The following is a 21591-nucleotide window of genomic DNA, read 5'->3' on the forward strand; positions in this document are numbered from 1 at the left end:
GCTTCTCACGTCCCCGACGCGCTGAGAAGCGCCCAGGCGGGCCGATAGCCCTCATCGTCTAGCGGCCTAGGACGCCGCCCTTTCAAGGCGGTAGCACGGGTTCGAATCCCGTTGGGGGCACGCAGAACGGTGTGCGACACTGGTTTCGCTTGTTCGCACACAACAGCTTGGTCCTGTGGAGCAGTTTGGAGTGCTCGCCACCCTGTCAAGGTGGAGGCCGCGGGTTCAAATCCCGTCAGGACCGCTGAAGTTCCGTAAGGGACTTCGTGGCTGGGTAGCTCAGTTGGTACGAGCGATCGCCTGAAAAGCGATAGGTCGCCGGTTCGACCCCGGCCCCAGCCACAACCCGAAGGCCCCGTCCATACGGACGGGGCCTTCGTCGTGCCTGGAACCCGATGGACATCACCACCCTCCGACTCAACTTGGCATGTCCCCGGCACGGCGCTACGTTCGGCCTGGCCGAAGCAGCGCTTACTGGTGGGGGGACCATGACGACCAGCCCTGATGAGTCGAAAACCGCATCGCAAGGCGGATCGGAAGCCGAGTCGCAAGGCGGGTCAGGAGCCGAGTCGCACGGCGGTTCGGGAGCCGTGGCGCCGGCCGCGGGTGAGTCGAAGGTCACGGGCGAGCTGAGGCTGGAGCGGGACCGTGCACTCTTCGGGCTGATAGCCGTCGGGCTGAGCAATGTCGTGATCGCGGCGATCGCCGGGGTAGCCGTGTGGCAGCTGAACGGCGACAAGTCGGTCGCCCTCGGCGTCATCAGCGCCGCTTTCACGGCTGTCAGCACGATGACCACCGCATATCTCGGTATCAAGGCCGTTTCCAACACCGCGAAGGCCATGTCGCAGCGCGACACATCCCCCCGCGACCAGACCTGACCGAAGGTCGCACGCCCCGAGCCGGAGCCGCCGGGCGCAAAAGCGTTCGCCAGGAATTTCGGCGAGGTGAGATCCTGGACCGCGTATGTCTACGCATCCTGCCCCCGCCCTCGGCGATCTCGCCCCCCGTCTGGCCGAGCTGTCCCTGCGCGACGCGCACCGGCTCGGGCGCAGGCTCGAAGGCGCGCGCAAGATCCGCAAGCCCGAGGCCCGCTCCGCCGTGCTCGCCGAGATCGATGCGGAGGTCGCCAAGGGCGAGCTCCGCATGGCCGAGCGCCGTACCCGCGTACCCGCCGTCACGTATCCCGAGCAGCTCCCGGTCAGCCAGAAAAAGGACCAGATCGCGGAGGCCATACGCGACCACCAGGTCGTCATCGTCGCCGGTGAGACCGGGTCCGGTAAGACCACCCAGATCCCCAAGATCTGTCTCGAGCTGGGGCGCGGCGTCCGCGGCATGATCGGGCACACCCAGCCCCGTCGTATCGCCGCCCGTACCGTCGCCGAGCGCGTCGCCGAGGAGCTGGACACGCCGCTCGGCGAAGCCGTCGGCTGGAAGGTCCGCTTCACCGACCAGGTGAACCAGGACGGCACCTTCGTCAAGCTGATGACGGACGGCATCCTGCTCGCCGAGATCCAGACCGACCGCGAGCTGCGCGCGTACGACACGATCATCATCGACGAGGCCCACGAGCGGTCCCTCAACATCGACTTCCTGCTGGGCTACCTCGCCCAGCTGCTCCCGAAGCGTCCGGATCTCAAGGTCGTCATCACCTCCGCGACCATCGACCCCGAGCGCTTCTCCCGGCACTTCGGCGACGCTCCGATCGTCGAGGTCAGCGGGCGCACGTACCCCGTCGAGGTCCGCTACCGCCCCCTCCTCGAAGAGGACGGCGACGACGCCGACCGCGACCAGATCACCGCGATCTGCGACGCCGTGGAGGAGCTGCAGGGGGAAGGCAAGGGCGACATCCTCGTCTTCCTCTCCGGCGAGCGGGAGATCCGCGACACCGCCGACGCGCTGACCAAGAAGAACTACCGGTTCACCGAGGTCCTCCCCCTCTACGCCCGCCTCTCGCACGCCGAGCAGCACCGTGTCTTCCAGCCGCACACCGGACGCAGGATCGTTCTGGCGACCAACGTCGCCGAGACCTCGCTCACCGTCCCCGGCATCAAGTACGTCATCGACCCGGGCACCGCCCGGATCTCCCGCTACAGCCACCGCACCAAGGTCCAGCGGCTGCCCATCGAGCCGGTCTCGCAGGCGAGCGCCAACCAGCGCAAGGGCCGCTGCGGCCGTACGTCCGACGGCATCTGCATCCGGCTCTACTCCGAGGACGACTTCCTCGCCCGCCCGGAGTTCACGGACGCGGAGATCCTCCGTACGAACCTGGCGAGCGTCATCCTCCAGATGACCGCGGCCGGCCTCGGCGAGATCGAGAAGTTCCCGTTCATCGACCCGCCGGACCACCGCAACATCCGTGACGGCGTCCAACTCCTCCAGGAACTCGGCGCGTTGGATCCGACGGAAAAGGACCCGCGCAAGCGGCTCACGCAGACCGGCCGCAAGCTGGCCCAGCTGCCCGTGGACCCACGGCTCGCCCGGATGGTCCTGGAGGCCGACAAGAACGGCTGTGTGCGCGAGGTCATGGTGATCGCGGCCGCGCTCTCCATCCAGGACCCGCGCGAGCGCCCGGCCGACAAGCAGACGCAGGCGGATCAGCAGCACGCCCGCTTCAAGGACGAGTCGTCCGACTTCCTCGCGTTCCTGAACCTGTGGCGGTACGTCCGCGAGCAGCAGAAGGAGCGGGGCTCGTCCGCGTTCCGCCGCATGTGCAAGCAGGAGTACCTGAACTTCCTGCGCATTCGCGAATGGCAGGACATCTACTCCCAGCTCCGCACGGTCGCCAAGCAGATGGGCATGCATCTGGAGGAGCCGTCGGCGGGTACTTCCGCGGCCGACCAGAGCGTCCACGTCTCCCTGCTCGCCGGCCTTCTTTCCCACGTCGGCATGAAGGACGTGAAGGAGGCCGGAGGGGAAGGCGGGAGAAACACAGCGAAGAACGAGTACCTGGGCGCGCGGAACGCGAAGTTCGCGATCTTCCCGGGCTCCGCCCTCTTCAAGAAGCCCCCGCGCTTCGTGATGTCCGCCGAGCTCGTCGAGACCTCCCGTCTCTGGGCCCGCGTCAACGCCAGGATCGAGCCCGAGTGGGTCGAGCCCCTGGCCGGACACCTGCTGAAGCGCACGTACAGCGAACCGCACTGGGAGAAGGACCAGGCCGCGGTGATGGCGTACGAGAAGGTCACGCTGTACGGCGTACCGATCGTCGCCCAGCGGAAGGTCAACTACGGCCGGATCGATCCCGAGACCTCCCGCGAGCTGTTCATCCGCAACGCGCTCGTCGAGGGCGACTGGCGTACGCACCACAAGTTCTTCGCCGACAACCGCAAACTCCTCATCGAGGTCGAGGAGTTGGAACACCGCGCGCGGCGCCGGGACATCCTGGTCGACGACGAGACGCTCTACGACTTCTACGACCAGCGTGTGCCCGAGCACGTCGTGTCCGGGGCGCACTTCGACTCCTGGTGGAAGCACAAGCGCCACGAGGAGCCCGTCTTCCTCGACTTCGAGCGCTCGATGCTCATCAACGAGAAAGCCGGGGCGGTCACGAAGGACGACTACCCCGACTCCTGGCGCCAGGGACGGCTGAAGTTCCGGGTGACCTACCAGTTCGAGCCGGGCGCGGACGCGGACGGCGTGACCGTCCACATCCCGCTCCAGGTGCTCAACCAGGTCACGGACGAGGGCTTCGACTGGCAGATCCCGGGCCTGCGGGAAGAGGTCGTCACCGAGCTCATCCGGTCCCTCCCGAAGCCGATCCGCCGGAATTACGTCCCTGCCCCGAACTTCGCGCAGAGGTTCCTGGAGCGGGCCGTGCCCCTCCAGGAGCCGCTGACCACGACGATGGCCCGCGACCTGAAGCGCATGGTCGGCGTCCCCCTCACGGCCGACGACTTCGACTGGTCCCGGGTCCCCGACCACCTCAAGATCACCTTCCGGATCGTCGACGAGCGGCGCCGCAAGCTCGCCGAGGACAAGGACCTTCAGGTGCTGCAGCTCCGGCTGAAGCCGAAGGCGCGCAAGGCGATCTCGCAGGCCGCGGCGGCGACCGCGGAACGCGCGGGCGGCGAGTCCCTGGAACGTACGGGGCTGGCGGACTGGACGATCGGTTCACTGACGCGCCTCTTCGAGACCCGTCGCGCCGGCCAGCCGGTCAAGGCGTACCCGGCGCTGGTCGACGACGGCGACACCGTCTCCGTGCGGCTCTTCGACACGGAGGCCGAGCAGGCGCAGGCCATGTGGAAGGGCACGCGCCGGCTGATCCTGCGCAACATCCCGGTGAACCCGGGCAAGTTCGCCTCGGACAAACTCACCAACGCCCAGAAGCTCGCCCTGTCCGCCAACCCGCACGGCTCGATCCAGGCCCTCTTCGACGACTGCGCGATGGCGGCCGCGGACAAGCTGATCGGGGACTTCGGGGGCCCCGCGTGGGACGAGGAGTCGTACCGGAAGCTGTACGACAAGGTGCGTGCCGAGATCGTCGACGCGACAGTCCGTACGGTGGGCCAGGTGCAGCAGGTGCTGGCCGCCTGGCAGGCCTGTGAGCGCCGTCTGAAGGCCATCAAGAGCCCGACGCTGCTGGCGAACCTCACGGACGTGCGGACGCAGCTGGACGCCCTCGTGAAGCCCGGCTTCGTCACGGCGACCGGGCTGCGCCGGCTTCCGGACCTGATGCGCTACCTGGTCGCCGCCGACCGCCGGCTGCAGCAGATGCCGACCAGCGTCCAGCGGGACACCACGCGCATGGAGAAGGTCCACGAGATGCAGGACGAGTACGCCTGGCTCCTGGAGCAGCTGCCGCAGGGTCGGCCGATCCCCTCGTCGGTCCTGGACATCCGCTGGATGATCGAGGAGCTCCGGGTCAGTTACTTCGCGCACGCGCTCGGTACGGCGTACCCCGTCTCGGACAAGCGCATCGTGAAGGCGATCGACGCGGCTGTCCCGTAACCGCTTCTGTACGTTGGGTGAGTTCGACCCCGGGGCCACCCTCCTGTACAGTCTCTTCTCGCAGCACAGCGCAGGAATCAGCTGCTGCGAAACATGGTCCTGTGGAGCAGTTTGGAGTGCTCGCCACCCTGTCAAGGTGGAGGCCGCGGGTTCAAATCCCGTCAGGACCGCAGTGAACAAGGGCCCCGCATCCTTCTCGGATGCGGGGCCCTTGTCGTATGCGCCGCCGGGGCCGACGCAGGGGTGTCTTTCTTCGCCCCCGCCGCCCCCACCCGTCCCGTGCCGGGGGCTCCGCCCCCAGACCCCCGGGTTGTTCCCTTGGTGCGGGCCGGGGGGCTCGTCGCGCAGTTCCCCGCGCCCCTTCAGCGGCGGCAGAGGCGAAACAAACCCGCCCGCCGGCCCCCCGCCGCCTTGACGGCGTCACATTCCGCCGGTACCCAGAAACCAGGGCCCCTCGACCCCTCGGAGGTGCGTATGGCGGCGACCGCTAGGCACGAGACGCGAGCTCTGCTCCGCGCCCACCTGTCGGCCGCCTCCGGGTACCGCCACCTGACGCGGCACTGCCCGATCTGCCACCAGCTCCTGCGGCTGGCCATGGAGCCCGCTGCACGGGGCGAGGAGGACCCCGAGAGCGCCCGCGAGGGCGAAAGCCCCTCCAAGGCGTGACCAGAGGCGGCGGACCCGCTCAGCGGACGGTGGGAGTCCGGAGGTGCGTCCGTCTGCGCGCGGCCTCAACTCCCTTAGCGCAGAAGCCCCGTGAGCAACAAGGACTGCGACATGTGACGGGTGTCACCGCATAAGTTTTCAGAACCGCGGAACTTACACCCCACCTACAACTGGTCAATTTAATATGTGCAATTGCACCCTCTTCCGGGGACGCCCAAAGGAGATACGACACCCCTCCCCAGACTCCGACAAGGCCGCTCACAGGCCGGCCCTCCGGGCACGAACAGGGCACAAAAAAGATCGCGCTGGACCCGGCGGAGTCCAGCGCGATCTACGACGCACCCTTGTCACGTACCAAAGAAGCTTGGGCGTGGGTTCTGTTGGGGCAGGACCCGCGTCGCTTGGAGCTGTGGTTCGGGCGCCTCGGCGGGTTGGGGGACCTACCGAATTGCCCGGTTATGGAGTTGTTCAGGCCTCGCTGCGCTGCTGCGGGATACCCGCGAGCAGTGCGCGGACCTCAGCCTCGCGGTAGCGGCGGTGCCCGCCGAGCGTGCGGATGGACGTAAGCTTGCCGGCCTTCGCCCACCGCGTGACCGTCTTGGGGTCGACGCGGAACATCGTGGCGACCTCAGCCGGGGTCAGCAGCGGCTCGGCATCAGGGGTGCGAGCGGTCATGAGCGGCCTCCTCGGGAGAACCGAACCTTCTCGGTTCTTTCCTCTAAATTCTGCACCTTGACCCGCGTTGCCCGAAATGGCGGACGCGAGTCGAGTCGGTTATAGGACGAACGGCTTGTCCTCGGCACTACAACTACACCATCTGTCCAGCCGCGTCGGCCAAACCGATGGAATTGCCCTCCCAGGTGTTCATCAGCGACGGAAGCCGATGGACCATGCCATAGCGGACAGTCACGCCACTGTGACGATCAGTCACAGGGCGATCAGGAGTCATCAGACCCCCCATAGCGTGCAATGCTGAGATTCCACCCATAAATGGATGGATGGAGCCTTCCCCCGGACTCCTTGTCCTATTTTGGCACGAGGAGGGGCAAGCGGCGCAAGAGCCAGGTAAGTGCCGTCCATCACGCTTGGCACCGCCTTGACACCGCTTGAGACGAAAGCCCGGATCAGGACCTACGTCCCGGAGTGAGGGTTCTTCAGCGTGGGAGGACCATACGCCAGTTCGAGGCAAACCAGTGAGAAGCAGATCACACGACCCACACGCCTCGGAGGTCTCAGTTGGCCGAGCGCCGGTCCCTGACCGAACGCCACCGCTCCACGAGCCGCCCGTACGCCTCGCCCGCCGCGACGCCGTCCCCGCCGCGCAGCGCCTCGATGCCCTCGGCGACGTCCGCGGCCGAATGGTCGCCCTCGAGGTGCCCGGCCGGCAGCACGTGCACGAGCCCGCCGTAGTCCAGCTCGACCAGCGAGCGCGGATGGAACTCCTCCAGCCAGCGCCCCACGTCCACCAGACCGTCGATGAGCGGTCCCTCGTCGAGGGTGTCCTTCAGCGTCTTCAGGGCCCGCGCCGTGCGCCGCCGGGCCTGCACCATCGGCGTCCGGTAGCGCAGCACCGGCTCGGCGCCGCCGGGCCCCGCCCCCTTCTCGTACTCCCGCTCCTCGTCGGAGACGAGCACGAACCAGTTCAGCGGCACCTGCCAGGTGGAGGTACGGATCCACGGACGGGCGTCGGGGTTGCGGGCCATCCAGCGCTCGTAGTCCAGGGCGGCCTGGCGGCGTACCCACGGCGGCAGCACCGCGTCGAGGACGGGCGCCGGCAGCTCCTCGGCCAGCTCGCCCAGGGCCTGCCAGCCGCGCAGCCGGGTGCGCCAGGGGCAGACACAGAGCACCCCGTCGACCTCCGCCACGAAGGCGTCGCCGCTCTCCTGTACCGGCACCGGGATCGGCGGGGTGGGCAGCAAGTCGGCCAGCGAGCGGCGCAGTTCATCCTGGTACGAGGGGCGCTCCGCGCGGCGGGCATAGCGCGCCCAGTGGCCCCGCTCCGGCTCCGGGAAGGCGGCCAGCGGTTCATACACGCGCAGATACGACGCGTACGGGACGATCACCGAGGACACCTTGGGCACGCCTGCTCCCTCCCCCGTTGGCCACCAGGAAAACCAGCGGAAACCGCTCACAACCTCACGAGAAATCTATGCAAATCGAACCACGGCTGTACTCCGCCGGTAGGTGATCCTGAACACTGCACCGAAGGCGGGTGGGCGCAGGCTCTAGTCTCATGCCCACGGCGCCCGCCATCCGCACGGGCCCGGCACCCAACCGCCGCTTATTACCTGGGAGTCACCACAGTGACCGACGTAACCGACGGCGTCCTGCACACCCTGTTCCATTCGGACCAGGGGGGGCATGAGCAAGTCGTGCTCTGCCAGGACCGCGCCAGCGGCCTCAAGGCCGTCATCGCCATTCACTCCACCGCACTGGGCCCGGCCCTCGGCGGTACGCGCTTCTACCCGTACAGGAGCGAGGAGGAGGCCGTCGCCGACGCCCTCAACCTCTCGCGCGGCATGTCGTACAAGAACGCCATGGCCGGTCTCGACCACGGCGGCGGCAAGGCCGTGATCATCGGCGACCCGGAGCAGATCAAGTCCGAGGCGCTGCTCCTCGCGTACGGCCGGTTCGTGGCCTCGCTGGGCGGCCGGTACGTCACCGCGTGCGACGTCGGCACGTATGTGGCCGACATGGACGTCGTGGCGCGCGAGTGCCGCTGGACCACGGGCCGCTCGCCCGAGAACGGCGGCGCCGGGGACTCTTCCGTCCTCACCGCCTTCGGTGTCTTCCAGGGCATGCGGGCCTCCGCCCAGCACATGTGGGGCGACCCGACGCTGCGCGGCCGCAAGGTCGGCATCGCCGGCGTCGGCAAGGTGGGCCACCACCTGGTGCAGCACCTGCTGGAGGACGGCGCCGAGGTCGTGATCACGGACGTACGCGAGGAGTCGGTGCGCCGGATTCTGGACAGGCACCCGGCCGGTGTCACGGCCGTCGCGGACACCGAGGCACTCATCCGCACCGAGGGCCTCGACATCTACGCCCCGTGCGCGCTGGGCGGGGCGCTCAACGACGACTCCGTGCCCGTCCTCACCGCGAGGATCGTGTGCGGCGCCGCCAACAACCAGCTCGCGCACCCGGGCGTCGAGAAGGACCTCGCGGACCGCGGGATTCTCTACGCCCCCGACTACGTGGTGAACGCGGGCGGTGTCATCCAGGTCGCCGACGAACTGCACGGCTTCGACTTCGACCGGTGCAAGGCGAAGGCCGCCAAGATCTTCGACACCACGCTGGGCATCTTCGCACGTGCGAAGGAAGACGGCATTCCGCCGGCCGCCGCGGCCGACCGGATCGCCGAGCAGCGGATGGCGGAGGCCCGGCGTCGCTGACCGTGTGACGGGTACCCGCCGACGGTAGTTAGAGAGAACTCTCACGTCTGTCGGCGGGTCGTCGGCCAAGAAGAGGTTAAAATCGCGGTTGACCAGCGAGGACGGGGCTCCTCGCGGGTTCTGCGCACACGCGCGTCCTGCGGGCGACGTACCGTATGGGCGTGGGCTCAGGTACCGTGGAAGCCCTACGGACCGGTCTCTCCGCGGAGAGCCCGTTCCAGATCATGAACGCGTGTCAAGACTCTGGGGCCGTCGAGCCCCGTCACCGAGGGGGTCGAGCCATGGGGCGCGGCCGGGCCAAGGCCAAGCAGACGAAGGTCGCCCGCCAGCTGAAGTACAACAGCGGCGGGACTGACCTGTCGCGTCTGGCCAACGAGCTGGGCGCTTCGACTTCGAGCCAGCCGCCGAATGGCGAGCCGTTCGAGGACGACGACGAGGAAGACGACCCGTACGCCCAGTACGCGGATCTGTACAACGACGACGAGGACGAGGACGACGAGTCCGGTCCGTCGTCACAGCAGCGTCGCGGCGCTTGACTGTCCAGCAAGCTTCACCCGGTCCGGGGCGGATACGCGCCGGACCGGGTTTTGCGCTGCCGTCAGATGCCGTCCGGCGCCGTCAGCTGCCCGTCCGGGGCACCGCCCCGGACGGGATCACTGACTAGCCGGCGTAGTCCCCGATGAGCGCCGCGCCCGTCTCGTGTTCGCCGCGCTCGGTGATCTCACCGGCGATCCAGGCGTCCACCCCGCGGTCCGCGAGGGTGGCCAGTGCCACGCCCGCAGACTCCTCGGGGACGATCGCGATCATGCCCACGCCCATGTTCAGCGTCTTCTCCAGCTCCAGGCGCTCGACGTCGCCGGTCCTGCCGACGAGGTCGAAGACCGGGGCCGGGGTCCAGGTCTCACGGTCGACGATGGCATGCAGGTCGTCCGGGATGACGCGGGCCAGGTTGGCCGCGAGCCCCCCGCCGGTGATGTGGCTGAACGCGTGCACCTCGGTGGTCCGGGTCAGCGCCAGGCAGTCCAGCGAGTAGATCTTGGTGGGCTCCAGGAGCTCTTCGCCGAGCGTGCGGCCGAACTCCTCGACGTGCTGGTCCAGGCGCAGGTTCGCCCGGTCGAACAGGACATGCCGGACGAGCGAGTACCCGTTCGAGTGAAGACCGGAGGCCGCCATGGCGATCACCGCGTCACCCTTACGGATACGATCCGAGCCGAGCAGCTGGTCGGCCTCGACCACACCGGTGCCCGCCCCCGCGACGTCGAAGTCGTCCGGACCGAGCAGACCCGGGTGCTCCGCCGTCTCGCCGCCCACCAGGGCGCACCCCGCGAGCACACACCCCTCGGCGATGCCCTTCACGATGGCCGCGACGCGCTCCGGGTGGACCTTGCCGACGCAGATGTAGTCGGTCATGAAGAGCGGCTCGGCGCCGCACACCACGATGTCGTCCATGACCATCGCGACCAGGTCGTGGCCGATGGTGTCGTACACGCCGAGCTGCCGGGCGAGGTCGACCTTGGTACCCACGCCGTCGGTCGCGGAGGCGAGCAGCGGGCGCTCGTAGCGCTTGAGGGCGGAGGCGTCGAAGAGGCCGGCGAAGCCGCCGAGGCCACCGAGGACCTCGGGGCGCTGCGTCTTCTTCACCCACTCCTTCATCAGCTCTACGGCGCGGTCGCCCGCTTCGATGTCGACGCCGGCAGCCGCGTAGGAAGCACCGGGGGTGCCCGTCGACGCAGTCGACTGATCAGAAACAGCAGACATTGCCTGGGATCTTTCGGGTTGGTGAAACGGGGCTCTGCGGCGCTTACGGGCGACGGATGGCGTCAGCCGCGGCCGTGGCTGCGGGACCCGCGGCCAGCTCGGTCTCCAGGAGCTGCTTGCCGAGCAGCTCGGGGTCCGGGAGCTCCATCGGGTACTCGCCGTCGAAGCAGGCGCGGCACAGGTTCGGCTTGGCGATGGTGGTCGCCTCGATCATGCCGTCGATGGAGATGTACGAGAGGGAGTCGGCGCCCAGGGAGGTGCCGATCTCCTCGATGGTCATGCCGTTGGCGATCAGCTCCGCGCGGGTCGCGAAGTCGATGCCGAAGAAGCAGGGCCACTTCACGGGGGGCGAGGAGATCCGGATGTGGACCTCGGCCGCGCCCGCTTCCCGCAGCATGCGCACCAGCGCGCGCTGGGTGTTGCCGCGCACGATCGAGTCGTCGACGACGACCAGGCGCTTGCCCTTGATGACTTCCTTGAGCGGGTTCAGCTTCAGACGGATGCCGAGCTGGCGGATCGTCTGCGAGGGCTGGATGAAGGTCCGGCCGACGTAGGCGTTCTTGACCAGACCCGCGCCGAAGGGAATGCCGGAGGCTTCCGCGTAACCGATCGCGGCGGGCGTCCCGGACTCCGGGGTCGCTATCACCAGATCGGCCTCGACAGGGGCTTCCTTGGCGAGCTTGCGGCCCATCTCGACGCGCGAGAGGTACACGTTCCGGCCGGCGATGTCCGTGTCCGGACGGGCCAGATAGACGTACTCGAAGACACAGCCCTTGGGCTTCGCTTCCGCGAATCGTGACGTACGCAGGCCGTTCTCGTCGATGGCGACGAACTCGCCCGGCTCGATCTCGCGGACGTAGGCGGCGCCGCAGATGTCGAGGGCGGCGGACTCGGAGGCGACGACCCAGCCACGCTCCAGGCGGCCGAGGACCAACGGGCGGATGCCCTGCGGGTCGCGAGCCGCGTAGAGGGTGTGCTCGTCCATGAAGACGAGGGAGAAGGCGCCCTTGACCTGCGGGAGGACCGTGTGAGCGGCCTCTTCGATGGTCAGCGGCTTGCCGTCGTCGTCGACCTGGGCCGCGAGGAGCGCGGTCAGCAGGTCGGTGTCGTTGGTGGCCGCCACACGTGTGGTGCGGCCGTCCTGCTTGGGCAGATCGGCGACCATCTCGGCGAGCTGCGCCGTGTTGACGAGGTTGCCGTTGTGGCCGAGCGCGATGGAACCGTGCGCGGTGGCGCGGAACGTCGGCTGGGCGTTCTCCCAGACGGAGGCGCCGGTGGTCGAGTAGCGGGCGTGACCGACCGCGATATGACCCTGGAGCGAACCGAGAGAAGTCTCGTCGAAGACCTGGGACACAAGGCCCATGTCCTTGAAGACGAGGATCTGGGAGCCGTTGCTGACCGCGATTCCCGCGGATTCCTGACCCCGATGCTGGAGGGCGTACAGCCCGAAGTAAGTGAGCTTGGCGACCTCTTCGCCCGGAGCCCAGACACCGAAGACGCCGCAAGCGTCCTGGGGGCCTTTCTCACCGGGGAGCAGATCATGATTGAGTCGACCGTCACCACGTGGCACGCCACCGAGTGTAGGCGAGATCGACCACGGGTCCGAATTGGGGATACGGGGTCCCCAACGATCACTTGCCGGCGACGGCGCTGACGACGGTGCCGTTTGCGCTGGTCAGCGTGAGGGTGCGGTGATCCAATTCGTATCCGACCGCGCCGCCGAAGAGGCCGAGCAGGGTCTTCTCGGTGTCCATGAGTGAGCCGTCGCACATCATGCGTGTGGTCCTGGCAGCCCCGAGGGTGATGTGTCCGTCGCGGACGGTGGCGATTGCGGACACGTGGTTGCAGCCCAGGCTGCCGCCGAGGGTGCCCTGCTTCTTGTCGAGGACGAGGTACGCCTTGGCTCCGGCGGGGAGGGAGTGGGCCACATCGGCGTCGCCGAGGGCCGTGACGTTCCACCGGGTGCCGTAGAGGGGGGCGTCCTGCTCCTTGGTGAGATCGACGCGGTCGCCGTCGTCCGTGGTGAGCGTCAGTTCGTCGCCCTTGACCTTGCTGGTGAACGTGCCGCCGGCGAAGGTACGGGTCAGGCTCTTCTCGAAGGCCATCGGGGCCTTCCGGCAGCCCATGTCGGTCATCTGGATGTTCCCGAAGTCGACGTGGTCGCCCTTGAGGGTGACGGTCGAGCCGAAGCTGTTGCAGCCCGCGTTGCCGCTGACCCGGCCGTCCTCGCCGATCCGCAGATACGCGCTCTCGGGTGCCTGCCTGGTCCTGCCGTCCACCGTGAGGCTGTCGAGGGTCCAGTGGACTCCGGTGACGGGTGACGAGCCCGCCCCCACGGAGCTGCTGCCGCTGCCCGGCTGTGTGCCGCAGGCCACCGCGAGCGGAAGCAGGGTCAGTGCGGTGAGCGTCAGTCGCTGCTTGTCCATGCCGATGTGACGGGAGGGGTGGGGTGGTCGGTTCCCGGTTCTTTCGCCCCCTCCCGCCCCTGCCCATTCCCGTCCCTGGGGGCTGCCGCCCCCAGACCCCCTGAAGGGGCGCGGGGAACTGCGCGATCAACCCCCACCCGCCCACAGCCGAAAGGCTGGTCGGGACGGGCAGGGGCAGAGGGGGCGAAAGAGGCCTTACGCGGGCGGCAGCGGGGCGGCTCAGCCCATCAACGGGAGGAGCCCTCCGAGGTCCGCGCGCTCCCCGCTCGCGCTGACCTTGGCATCCTCCAGCGCCGCCTGCCAGGCCGTACGCCCCGTAGCGAGCCGGATCCACGTCAGCGGATCGGTCTCCACGACGTTCGGCGGAGTGCCGCGGGTGTGCCGCGGCCCTTCCACACACTGCACGACGGCATACGGCGGAATCCGCACCTCCGTCGACGCCCCCGGTGCCTTCACGGCAAGCGCGTCGGCGAGCAGCCGAGTGCAGGCGGCGAGCGCCTGACGGTCGAAGGGGATGTCGGTGCCCGCGGCGCGGTTCAGGTCGTCGGTGTGGACGACGAGTTCCACGGTGCGCGTGACGAGGTAGTCGGCGAGGGCCATCGCACCGGTGCGCGCCGCGAGCAGCCGGTCGTCCGGCGCCGTGGGCAGACGCTCGGCGATCCGCTGCTCGGTGCGGTCGTAGAGCGCGTCGAGGTCGGGGTTCTCCTCGGCGAGCGCGCTGCTGCCGTCGGCGATGTCGCCGGACCGCGCGGCAGTCGCGAAGGGCCAGTCGAGGAGCCCGAGCTCGGCCTTCACCGGCTCGTCCCGGTCGAGGTTCCGGCTCACGGTCTCGACGGCCATCGTGATGTGCGCGGCCAATTCCCGCACCGTCCAGTCCCCGAGGTGCGTGTGCCGTGCCAACTGCTCCTCGGTGAGGGCGCGAACGCCGTCTCGTACGTTCCCGAACTGCGCGAGCACCGCCGCGCGGATCTTGGCGGAGTCGTACGTACGGGCGCGTCTCTTGGCCGGGGGCATGGTCATCACCCTAGAGCTTGACGGCGTATCCGCTCAGACCCTTTTCGATCAGGTCGAAGGCATGCCGGGCGCGTTCGGCGGCGTCGGCGGCGACGACGTCCGGGCTCTCGCCGGCTTCGACGCGGTTGTGGTGCTCCTCGATGAGTGCGTTGCGGGCGGCGCTCAGTGTGGCGGCGACGACCGTGGCGAGCATCGCGTCGCCGGTCTCCTCGGCGAGGATGCCGGCCAGGTCTCGCGAGCCCTTCTGGGCGGCGAGAAAGGCGCGTTCCATCAGGGCCGGGGTCTCCATGACGAGTCGGCGCACCTGGCGGGCGAAGGGCTCGCTGTGCAGGCCCACCGAGGGATCGCGGGCCTCGACCAGCTCCAGGAACTGCCGGCGTACGGCGTCCACCGCGGATTCGCCCGGTTTCCGCTCGCGCACGGCGCGGGCCACGTCGCCGAAGTGCTCCTCCATGGGGCGGAAGACCAGGTCCTCCTTGGTGCCGAAGTAGTTGAAGACCGTCATCTTCGACACCTCGGCCGCTTCGGCGACCTCCTGCACCGAGACGTTGTCGAAGCCCCGCTCGACGAAGAGGTCGACCGCCGTCCGGTAGATCCGCTTCGCCGTCTGCAGCTTCTTGCGTTCGCGTGCGGCCACCGGTACGCCCGGTCCTCCCCGATCGTCGTCGCACTGATCGTCACGGCCGCCGCGGCCCTCGCCCTGTTCCTGTGGCGGCAGACCCGGGCGACCGAACCGATCCTCCCGCTCTCGCTGTTCCGGGTCCGCGAACTGCGCCTCGGCTTCGTGATCCAGGCCCTCGTGGGGGCCGCGATGATGTGCGCCATCTACTACGTGCTCGTCTATCTGCAGATCGTCCGCGGCGTCGCCAGCTCCTCCGCCGGTCTCTACCTGATCTTCATGGCAGTCGGGATGTCGACGGCGGGCCTGCTCTCCGGACGGCTCACCATGCGAGGCTGGTCCGCGCGGACCTTCACCCTCAGCGGCACGGCCACCACCGCCCTCGCCTTCGCCGCCCTCGCCCGGCTGTCCGGAACCGCCCACGCCGAGGGCGTGCGCGCCTTCGTCTCCGCGACGGACGTGGTGTTCTGGAGCGGCGCCGCCCTGATGGCGCTCGCCGCGATTCTGGCGGTGCGGCTGCCCAGGCCGGAGCGGCCGGAGAACACCGAGCAGCCCTCGCGGCAGCCGGAGCCCGTCCCGGCCTGACGGTCGGATCCCGACCTGACGGTCGGATCCCGGTGTGAGGGTCTGACGCCGACCCGACGGCCGGGGCCAGGCCCGACGTACACACGATGAAGGCCCCGCCCGTTCCCCGGGCGGGGCCTTCATCGTCGTACGACTGCCGAGTGCTACGCGAGCAGCGCCGGGATCGTGCCCTCGTGCGCCGTCCTGAGCTCGTCCAGCGAGAGCGCGAACTCGCCCTGGACGTCGACCGTGTCACCGTCCACCACACCGATACGGGTGACGGGCAGGCCCCGCGCACCGCACATGTCGTTGAAGCGGAGCTCTTCCGAACGCGGGACGGCGACGACCGCGCGGCCCGCCGACTCCGAGAAGAGGAAGGTGAAGGCGTCGAGACCGTCGGGGACGATCAGCCGTGCGCCCTTGCCGCCGAGCAGCGCCGACTCGACCACGGCCTGGATCAGACCGCCGTCCGACAGGTCGTGCGCGGAGTCGATCATGCCGTCGCGGGAGGCCGAGATGAGGATCTCGGCGAGCAGCCGCTCGCGCTCCAGGTCGACCTGCGGCGGCAGACCGCCGAGGTGGTCGTGGACGACCTGCGACCAGGCCGAACCGCCGAACTCCTCACGGGTGTCGCCGAGGAGGTAGAGCAGCTGCCCGTCCTCCTGGAAGGCGACGGGCGTGCGACGGGCGACGTCGTCGATGACGCCCAGCACCGCCACGACCGGGGTCGGGTGGATGGCGGCCTCGCCCGTCTGGTTGTAGAGCGAGACGTTGCCGCCGGTCACCGGGGTGCCCAGCTGCTGGCAGGCGTCGGCGAGACCGCGGATGGCCTCGGCGAACTGCCACATGACGGCCGGGTCCTCGGGCGAGCCGAAGTTCAGGCAGTCGGAGACGGCGAGCGGCTTGGCACCGGTCGTCGCGACATTGCGGTAGGCCTCGGAGAGGGCGAGCTGTGCGCCGGCGTACGGGTCGAGCTTGGCGTAGCGCCCGTTGCCGTCCGTGGCGATGGCGACGCCGAGTCCGGTCTCCTCGTCGATGCGGATCATGCCCGAGTCCTCGGGCTGCGCCAGCACCGTGTTGCCCTGCACGAAGTGGTCGTACTGGGAGGTGATCCAGGACTTGGAGGCCTGGTTGGGGGAGGAGACCAGCTTGAGGACCTGGTCCTTGAGCTCCTCCGAAGTCGCCGGCCGCGGAAGCTTGTTGGCGTCGTCCGCCTGGAGGGCGTCCTGCCAGGAGGGACGGGCGTACGGGCGGTCGTACACGGGGCCTTCGTGCGCCACGGTCCGCGGGTCGACGTCGACGATCTTGCCGCCGTGCCAGTAGATCTCCAGGCGGTCTCCGTCCGTCACCTCACCGATGACGGTGGCGATGACGTCCCACTTCTCGCAGATCTCCAGGAAGCGGTCGACCTTCGCCGGCTCCACGACCGCGCACATGCGCTCCTGCGACTCGCTCATGAGGATTTCCTCGGGCGAGAGCGTGGAGTCGCGCAGCGGCACGTCGTCGAGGGTGACGCGCATGCCGCCGGAGCCGTTGGAGGCCAGCTCGGACGTGGCGCACGACAGTCCCGCCGCGCCGAGGTCCTGGATGCCGACGACCAGCTTCTCCTGGAAGGCCTCCAGGGTGCACTCGATGAGCAGCTTCTCCTGGAAGGGGTCGCCGACCTGGACGGCCGGACGCTTCGACGGCTTGGCGTCGTCGAAGGTCTCGGAGGCGAGGATCGAGGCGCCGCCGATGCCGTCGCCGCCCGTGCGGGCGCCGTACAGGACGACCTTGTTACCGGTGCCGGACGCCTTCGCGAGGTGGATGTCCTCGTGCCGCATGACGCCGATGGCGCCGGCGTTGACGAGCGGGTTGCCCTGGTAGCAGGCGTCGAAGACGACCTCGCCGCCGATGTTCGGCAGGCCCAGGCAGTTGCCGTAGCCGCCGATACCGGCGACGACACCGGGCAGGACGCGCTTGGTGTCGGGGTGGTCGGCGGCGCCGAACCGCAGCGGGTCGACGACGGCGACCGGGCGGGCGCCCATCGCGATGATGTCGCGCACGATGCCGCCGACACCGGTGGCCGCGCCCTGGTAGGGCTCGACGTACGACGGGTGGTTGTGCGACTCGACCTTGAAGGTGACGGCGTAGCCGTGGCCGACGTCGACGACACCGGCGTTCTCACCGATGCCGACGAGGAGGGCGTCGGACTGCGGGGCCTTCTCGCCGAACTGGCGCAGGTGCACCTTCGAGGACTTGTAACTGCAGTGCTCGGACCACATGACGGAGTACATGGCGAGCTCGGCACCGGTGGGCCGGCGGCCGAGGATCTCCACGACCCGCTCGTACTCGTCCTTCTTCAGGCCGAGTTCGGCCCAGGGCAGCTCGACGTCGGGGGTCGCGGCCGCGTTCTCGACCGTGTCCAGAGGCGTGCGGCTCATGCGTTGACCAGCTTCTTGAGGATCGAGGTGAAGAAGGGGAGGCCGTCGGTGCGGCCGGTCCCGACGAGGGGCTCGACGGCGTGCTCGGGGTGCGGCATGAGACCGACCACATTCCCGGCCTCGTTGGTGATGCCCGCGATGTCCCGGAGGGAGCCGTTGGGGTTGAAGTCGAGGTAACGGAAGGCGACCCGGCCCTCCGCCTCCAGCATGTCGAGGGTGTGCTCGTCGGCGACGTACCGCCCGTCCATGTTCTTCAGCGGGATGTGGATCTCCTGACCCGACTCGTAGTCGGTCGTCCAGGAGGTCTCCGCGTTCTCCACCCGCAGCTTCTGGTCGCGGCAGATGAAGTGGAGGTGGTTGTTGCCGAGCATCGCGCCGGGGAGGAGGTGCGCCTCGGTGAGAACCTGGAAGCCGTTGCAGATACCGAGGACCGGCATTCCGGACTTCGCCTGCTCGATGACGGTCTCCATCACGGGCGAGAAGCGCGAGATGGCACCGGCACGGAGATAGTCGCCGTATGAGAAACCGCCGGGGAGCACCACGGCGTCGACCTGCTTGAGGTCCTTGTCCTTGTGCCAGAGAGCGACAGGTTCGGCACCGGCGAGCTTGATCGCGCGCTGTGTGTCACGGTCGTCGAGGCTGCCGGGAAAGGTGACGACTCCAATACGAGCGGTCACTTTCCTGCCTCCGCGACTTCCTCGACCTTGACGGTGAAGTCCTCGATCACGGTGTTGGCGAGGAAGGATTCCGCGAGTTCGTGGATGCGGGCGAGAGCGGCGTCGTCCACCGGTCCGTCCACTTCCAGTTCGAATCGCTTTCCCTGACGTACGTCGGAGACACCTTCGAAACCGAGGCGCGGCAGTGCACGCTGCACCGCCTGGCCCTGGGGGTCGAGGATCTCCGGCTTGAGCATGACGTCGACTACGACGCGTGCCACTGGCACTCCCGGTGTGTGGTGCTGAGCAGGTCCCTTCAGACTACCTGCACAAAATTTCTACTCGCGTAGATTCGTAGAATCCTACGTGAGCCCGATCACGATCCCGCATCGACGCGGGGGCCTGCACGGAAAATCCTGGGAAAAACCGCAGAAGAGCGGCAGGACCCCATTGCCTTCGGACACGCGGAAGGATTTAGTCGGGCTTCACAATGCATTGCCGGGCACTGTACAAATGAATTGGCAATAGCCGATACTTTGCCCAATAACAGCCGGACAGTCGACATCTCCCCGACAACTCCGTGACGTCCGCGCACGTCATGACTTGATCGCAGAGGTGTCGCACGAAGGGACCGATATTCGTGGCGCAGCGTGTCGTGGTCACTCTCTTTGACGACATCGACGGCTCAGAAGCGGCGGAGACGATCGCCTTCGGACTGGACGGCAAGTCGTACGAGATCGACCTCAATCCAGCTAATGCCAAGAAACTGCGTAAGGCGCTCGCGCCCTACGTCGAGGCCGGCCGCAAGCAGTCGAAGTCCGGGAAGGCGTACACGCACACCGCGCTGACCCCCGACCCGGCCGCCGTCCGCGCCTGGGCCCGCTCCAACAAGATGGACGTGCCGCCGCGGGGCCGCATCCCCAAGAAGGTGTACGAGGCGTTCGCCGAGTCGCACTGAGCCCCGGGTCCTCCGGGGGCGCCCGCGGGGACCCCTCATCGGGCCCTGGGAACAGCCGACTTGCGCTGACCCCCCGCTGATCAGCTAGAGTCTGGAGCACGCCGAGGGGCAAGGCCGAAAAAGCCGGAGCTCACGGAGTCGCGCGGGTGTAGTTCAGTAGCAGAACATCCCCCTTCCAGGGGGAAGGCGCAGTGTGCAATTCCTGTCACCCGCTCTGCATCGCTTACCGACCACTGTTGTGGATCAGGTAGGCTGGTGCTCGCACCGATCGGTGAAAGCCGGTCGGAGGCAATGCGGACGTAGCTCAGTTGGTAGAGCGCAACCTTGCCAAGGTTGAGGTCGCGAGTTCGAGCCTCGTCGTCCGCTCCGGCATGAAGGCCCCAGTCATTGGCTGGGGCTTTTTGCTGTGCCCTTCTCCTTCTCCCTACGCCCTCTGTCGATCTCCGTACGTCTTCCGCCCCAGCTGCGTACGTGTTCCGCCGATCTCCGTAAGCCTCTCGCCGATCTCGGTACGCCTCCCGCCGATCTCGGTACGCCTCCCGCCCATCTGACATTTGTCATGCGGAGTGATGACACCGCGCACTGCTGCCGGGTCCTGTCCGCGGGGACGCTGATTTCATGAACACGAACGAGCACGATGACGTGATTGAGGTCACTGATCTGCGGCGTGTGTACGGGGGAGATTTCGAGGCGGTTCGCGGAGTCACCTTCTCCGTGGGCCGCGGAGAGCTCTTCGCCCTGCTGGGCACGAACGGCGCGGGCAAGACGTCCACCGTCGAACTGCTGGAGGGCCTCGCGCCCCCGGCCGGCGGACGGGTCCGGGTCCTCGGGCGCGATCCCTACGCGGAGCGGGCGGCCGTGCGGCCCCGGATCGGCGTGATGCTGCAGGAGGGCGGCTTCCCCTCCGAGCTGACCGTCGCGGAGACCGTACGGATGTGGGCGGGCTGCACGAGCGGGGCACGCCCCACGGCAGAGGCCCTGGACCTGGTACGGCGTGATGGACCACGAGACGGCGGGTCGCGTCGTCAAGCTGCGCACCGGTGAGCTGCAGCGGACGGCGACCGCACTGCTGCCAGCGATGCCGAGGTCCGCTTGGCCGCCTCGCTGTTCGTGTGAAGCAGTTGTCCGGGGGCGAGAAACGCCGGCTGGACCTGGCACTCGCGCTGCTCGGCCGCCCCGAGGTCCTCTTCCTCGACGAACCGACGACCGGACTCGACGCCGAAGGACGCCGGAGCACCTGGGAGTTGGTGCGCGAGCTGCGCGACGGCGGCACGACGGTGCTGCTGACCACCCACTACCTGGAAGAGCCGGAGGAGCCGACGCGGTGGTCGGTGAGGCCGCGGGTGCCGGAGCGGTGTCCTTTCCACTGGGCTTCCCGGGTCCCTCCGCGCTGATCACAGCCGGTGTCGTCATGCTGGCCGCCGGGTTACTCACCTTCACCGCAGCCTTCTCCGTCTGGCTGCTCAACGCCGTCTACGAACTCGACGAGGCCCGCGAGACCCGCGCCCGCCTCGCCGTCGCCGAGGAACGGCTGCGCTTCGGGCGCGATCTGCACGACGTGATGGGCCGCAATCTGGCGGTGATCGCCCTCAAGAGCGAGCTCGCCGTCCAGTTGGCCCGGCGCGGGCGACCGGAAGCCGAGGACCAGGTCGAGGTTCAGCGGATAGCCCGGGAGTCACAGCGGGAGGTGCGCGAGGTCGTACGCGGCTACCGCGAGGCCGACCTCGGCAGCGAACTCGCGGGCGCCCAGAGCGTGTTGACGGCCGCCGGCATCGACCGCGAGGTCACCGGCTCGGCAACGGCACTGCCCACCCAGGTCCAGTCGGCGCTCGGCTGGGTCGTACGGGAGGCGACGACGAACGTGCTGAGGCACGGGGACGCGGAGAGGTGTGCGGTGTCCTTGCGGGTGGCGGAGGGCCGGGTCACCGTCACCGTCGAGAACGACGGGGCGCCCGGCTCGGGGTCAGCCGTCGAGCCGGGGAGGGGGTCCGGGCTCGCGGGGCTGCGGGAGCGGCTCACAGAGGGTGGAGGGGGTGCTGCGGGCCGGGCCCGCCGGGGAGGGTGTGTTCCGCTTGACGGCGGAGGTGCCGCTGCCGATGCCGATGCGGCTGGGGCCGGGGGCGGATTCGGGGTTGGGTTCGCGGGCGAGGTCGGATTCGAGGTCGGGGTCGGGG

At 68.6% G+C, this 21591-nt stretch carries 17 protein-coding genes, 6 tRNA genes and 2 pseudogenes; 15 read left to right on the forward strand and 10 right to left on the reverse strand.

What is annotated here, in order from left to right; all coding sequences use genetic code 11:
• The first annotated feature begins 47 nt into the window (after nt 1–47).
• The 7 genes from ACIBK0_RS22655 to ACIBK0_RS22685 all read left to right on the forward strand — a co-directional run bounded on the left by ACIBK0_RS22655 (nt 48) and on the right by ACIBK0_RS22685 (nt 5610).
• Nucleotides 48–120 (forward strand) — tRNA-Glu (locus ACIBK0_RS22655).
• 49 nt (nt 121–169) lie between these two features.
• Nucleotides 170–244 (forward strand) — tRNA-Asp (locus ACIBK0_RS22660).
• Between the two features lie 24 nt (nt 245–268).
• A tRNA-Phe gene (locus ACIBK0_RS22665) sits at nt 269–342 on the forward strand.
• Between the two features lie 248 nt (nt 343–590).
• On the forward strand, nt 591–878 hold the full coding sequence (locus ACIBK0_RS22670) for a hypothetical protein (protein WP_399082713.1): 288 nt from the start codon (nt 591–593) through the stop codon (nt 876–878).
• Nucleotides 879–963: 85 nt separating this feature from the next.
• The gene (hrpA, locus tag ACIBK0_RS22675) at nt 964–4944 is read left to right on the forward strand and encodes an ATP-dependent RNA helicase HrpA (protein ID WP_399082716.1); all 3981 of its coding nucleotides are present in this window, start codon (nt 964–966) and stop codon (nt 4942–4944) included.
• 95 nt (nt 4945–5039) lie between these two features.
• Nucleotides 5040–5114, forward strand: a tRNA-Asp gene (locus ACIBK0_RS22680).
• 304 nt (nt 5115–5418) lie between these two features.
• Complete coding sequence (locus ACIBK0_RS22685) at nt 5419–5610, forward strand: DUF6274 family protein (protein ID WP_399082720.1); 192 nt, start codon at nt 5419–5421, stop codon at nt 5608–5610.
• A gap of 468 nt (nt 5611–6078) precedes the next feature.
• On the opposite strand, the gene bldC is transcribed toward ACIBK0_RS22685, so the two are convergent.
• Both bldC and ACIBK0_RS22695 read right to left on the reverse strand, forming a co-directional pair.
• Nucleotides 6079–6285, reverse strand: a complete 207-nt coding sequence (gene bldC / locus ACIBK0_RS22690) for a developmental transcriptional regulator BldC (RefSeq protein ID WP_003949541.1) — start codon at nt 6283–6285, stop codon at nt 6079–6081.
• A 557-nt stretch (nt 6286–6842) separates the two neighbouring features.
• Nucleotides 6843–7691: a hypothetical protein gene (locus ACIBK0_RS22695; protein WP_399082723.1), complete on the reverse strand. Its 849-nt coding sequence runs from the start codon at nt 7689–7691 to the stop codon at nt 6843–6845.
• Nucleotides 7692–7913: 222 nt separating this feature from the next.
• Between ACIBK0_RS22695 and ACIBK0_RS22700 the strand changes: the two genes are divergently transcribed.
• Both ACIBK0_RS22700 and ACIBK0_RS22705 read left to right on the forward strand, forming a co-directional pair.
• The gene (locus ACIBK0_RS22700) at nt 7914–8999 is read left to right on the forward strand and encodes a Leu/Phe/Val dehydrogenase (protein ID WP_399082726.1); all 1086 of its coding nucleotides are present in this window, start codon (nt 7914–7916) and stop codon (nt 8997–8999) included.
• A 281-nt stretch (nt 9000–9280) separates the two neighbouring features.
• Entirely contained in the window at nt 9281–9535 is a 255-nt protein-coding gene (locus tag ACIBK0_RS22705; protein WP_005315345.1) for a DUF3073 domain-containing protein, read from the forward strand.
• Between the two features lie 124 nt (nt 9536–9659).
• Here ACIBK0_RS22705 and purM read toward each other — a convergent pair whose 3' ends face one another.
• The 5 genes from purM to ACIBK0_RS22730 all read right to left on the reverse strand — a co-directional run bounded on the left by purM (nt 9660) and on the right by ACIBK0_RS22730 (nt 14834).
• Nucleotides 9660–10757 carry a phosphoribosylformylglycinamidine cyclo-ligase gene (gene purM / locus ACIBK0_RS22710; RefSeq protein WP_399082730.1) on the reverse strand — a complete coding sequence of 366 codons (1098 nt, stop codon included), beginning with the start codon at nt 10755–10757 and terminating at the stop codon, nt 9660–9662.
• Between the two features lie 43 nt (nt 10758–10800).
• Nucleotides 10801–12327 carry an amidophosphoribosyltransferase gene (gene purF, locus ACIBK0_RS22715; protein ID WP_399082733.1) on the reverse strand — a complete coding sequence of 509 codons (1527 nt, stop codon included), beginning with the start codon at nt 12325–12327 and terminating at the stop codon, nt 10801–10803.
• A 61-nt stretch (nt 12328–12388) separates the two neighbouring features.
• A complete protein-coding gene (locus ACIBK0_RS22720; protein WP_399082736.1) occupies nt 12389–13183 on the reverse strand; it encodes an META domain-containing protein in 795 nt (264 codons plus the stop codon).
• Between the two features lie 219 nt (nt 13184–13402).
• Nucleotides 13403–14197 (reverse strand): sterol carrier family protein, encoded by a 795-nt coding sequence (locus tag ACIBK0_RS22725; RefSeq protein WP_399082740.1) that lies wholly within the window; start codon nt 14195–14197, stop codon nt 13403–13405.
• Between the two features lie 10 nt (nt 14198–14207).
• Nucleotides 14208–14834, reverse strand: coding sequence for a TetR/AcrR family transcriptional regulator (locus ACIBK0_RS22730; protein WP_399082743.1), 627 nt, complete (start codon nt 14832–14834; stop codon nt 14208–14210).
• Between the two features lie 147 nt (nt 14835–14981).
• Here ACIBK0_RS22730 and ACIBK0_RS22735 point away from each other — a divergent pair, with 147 nt between their 5' ends.
• Nucleotides 14982–15401: a hypothetical protein gene (locus ACIBK0_RS22735; protein WP_399082746.1), complete on the forward strand. Its 420-nt coding sequence runs from the start codon at nt 14982–14984 to the stop codon at nt 15399–15401.
• Between the two features lie 143 nt (nt 15402–15544).
• On the opposite strand, the gene purL is transcribed toward ACIBK0_RS22735, so the two are convergent.
• Genes purL through purS form a run of 3 tightly spaced genes read right to left on the reverse strand, consistent with a single transcriptional unit; the run spans nt 15545 to nt 18740 of the window.
• Complete coding sequence (purL, locus tag ACIBK0_RS22740) at nt 15545–17803, reverse strand: phosphoribosylformylglycinamidine synthase subunit PurL (protein WP_399082749.1); 2259 nt, start codon at nt 17801–17803, stop codon at nt 15545–15547.
• Entirely contained in the window at nt 17800–18480 is a 681-nt protein-coding gene (gene purQ / locus ACIBK0_RS22745) for a phosphoribosylformylglycinamidine synthase subunit PurQ (RefSeq protein ID WP_399082752.1), read from the reverse strand. The genes purL and purQ overlap by 4 nt, the downstream gene beginning before the upstream one ends.
• A complete protein-coding gene (gene purS / locus ACIBK0_RS22750) occupies nt 18477–18740 on the reverse strand; it encodes a phosphoribosylformylglycinamidine synthase subunit PurS (RefSeq protein WP_005482678.1) in 264 nt (87 codons plus the stop codon). Before purS ends, purQ begins: the two co-directional genes overlap by 4 nt.
• Nucleotides 18741–19099: 359 nt before the next feature.
• Here purS and ACIBK0_RS22755 point away from each other — a divergent pair, with 359 nt between their 5' ends.
• The 5 genes and pseudogenes from ACIBK0_RS22755 to ACIBK0_RS22775 all read left to right on the forward strand — a co-directional run.
• Nucleotides 19100–19417: an Lsr2 family protein gene (locus ACIBK0_RS22755; protein WP_399082755.1), complete on the forward strand. Its 318-nt coding sequence runs from the start codon at nt 19100–19102 to the stop codon at nt 19415–19417.
• Nucleotides 19418–19559: 142 nt separating this feature from the next.
• A tRNA-Gly gene (locus tag ACIBK0_RS22760) sits at nt 19560–19631 on the forward strand.
• Nucleotides 19632–19710: 79 nt separating this feature from the next.
• Nucleotides 19711–19783: transfer RNA gene (locus ACIBK0_RS22765), tRNA-Gly, on the forward strand.
• A 252-nt stretch (nt 19784–20035) separates the two neighbouring features.
• Nucleotides 20036–20730: pseudogene (locus ACIBK0_RS22770) on the forward strand (ABC transporter ATP-binding protein); the annotation flags it as partial.
• An 8-nt stretch (nt 20731–20738) separates the two neighbouring features.
• A pseudogene (locus ACIBK0_RS22775) lies at nt 20739–21519 on the forward strand (sensor histidine kinase); the annotation flags it as partial.
• Nucleotides 21520–21591: the final 72 nt, after the last annotated feature.

It is taken from the genome of Streptomyces sp. NPDC050564, from assembly GCF_044457265.1.
Classification (GTDB): Bacteria; Actinomycetota; Actinomycetes; order Streptomycetales; family Streptomycetaceae; genus Streptomyces.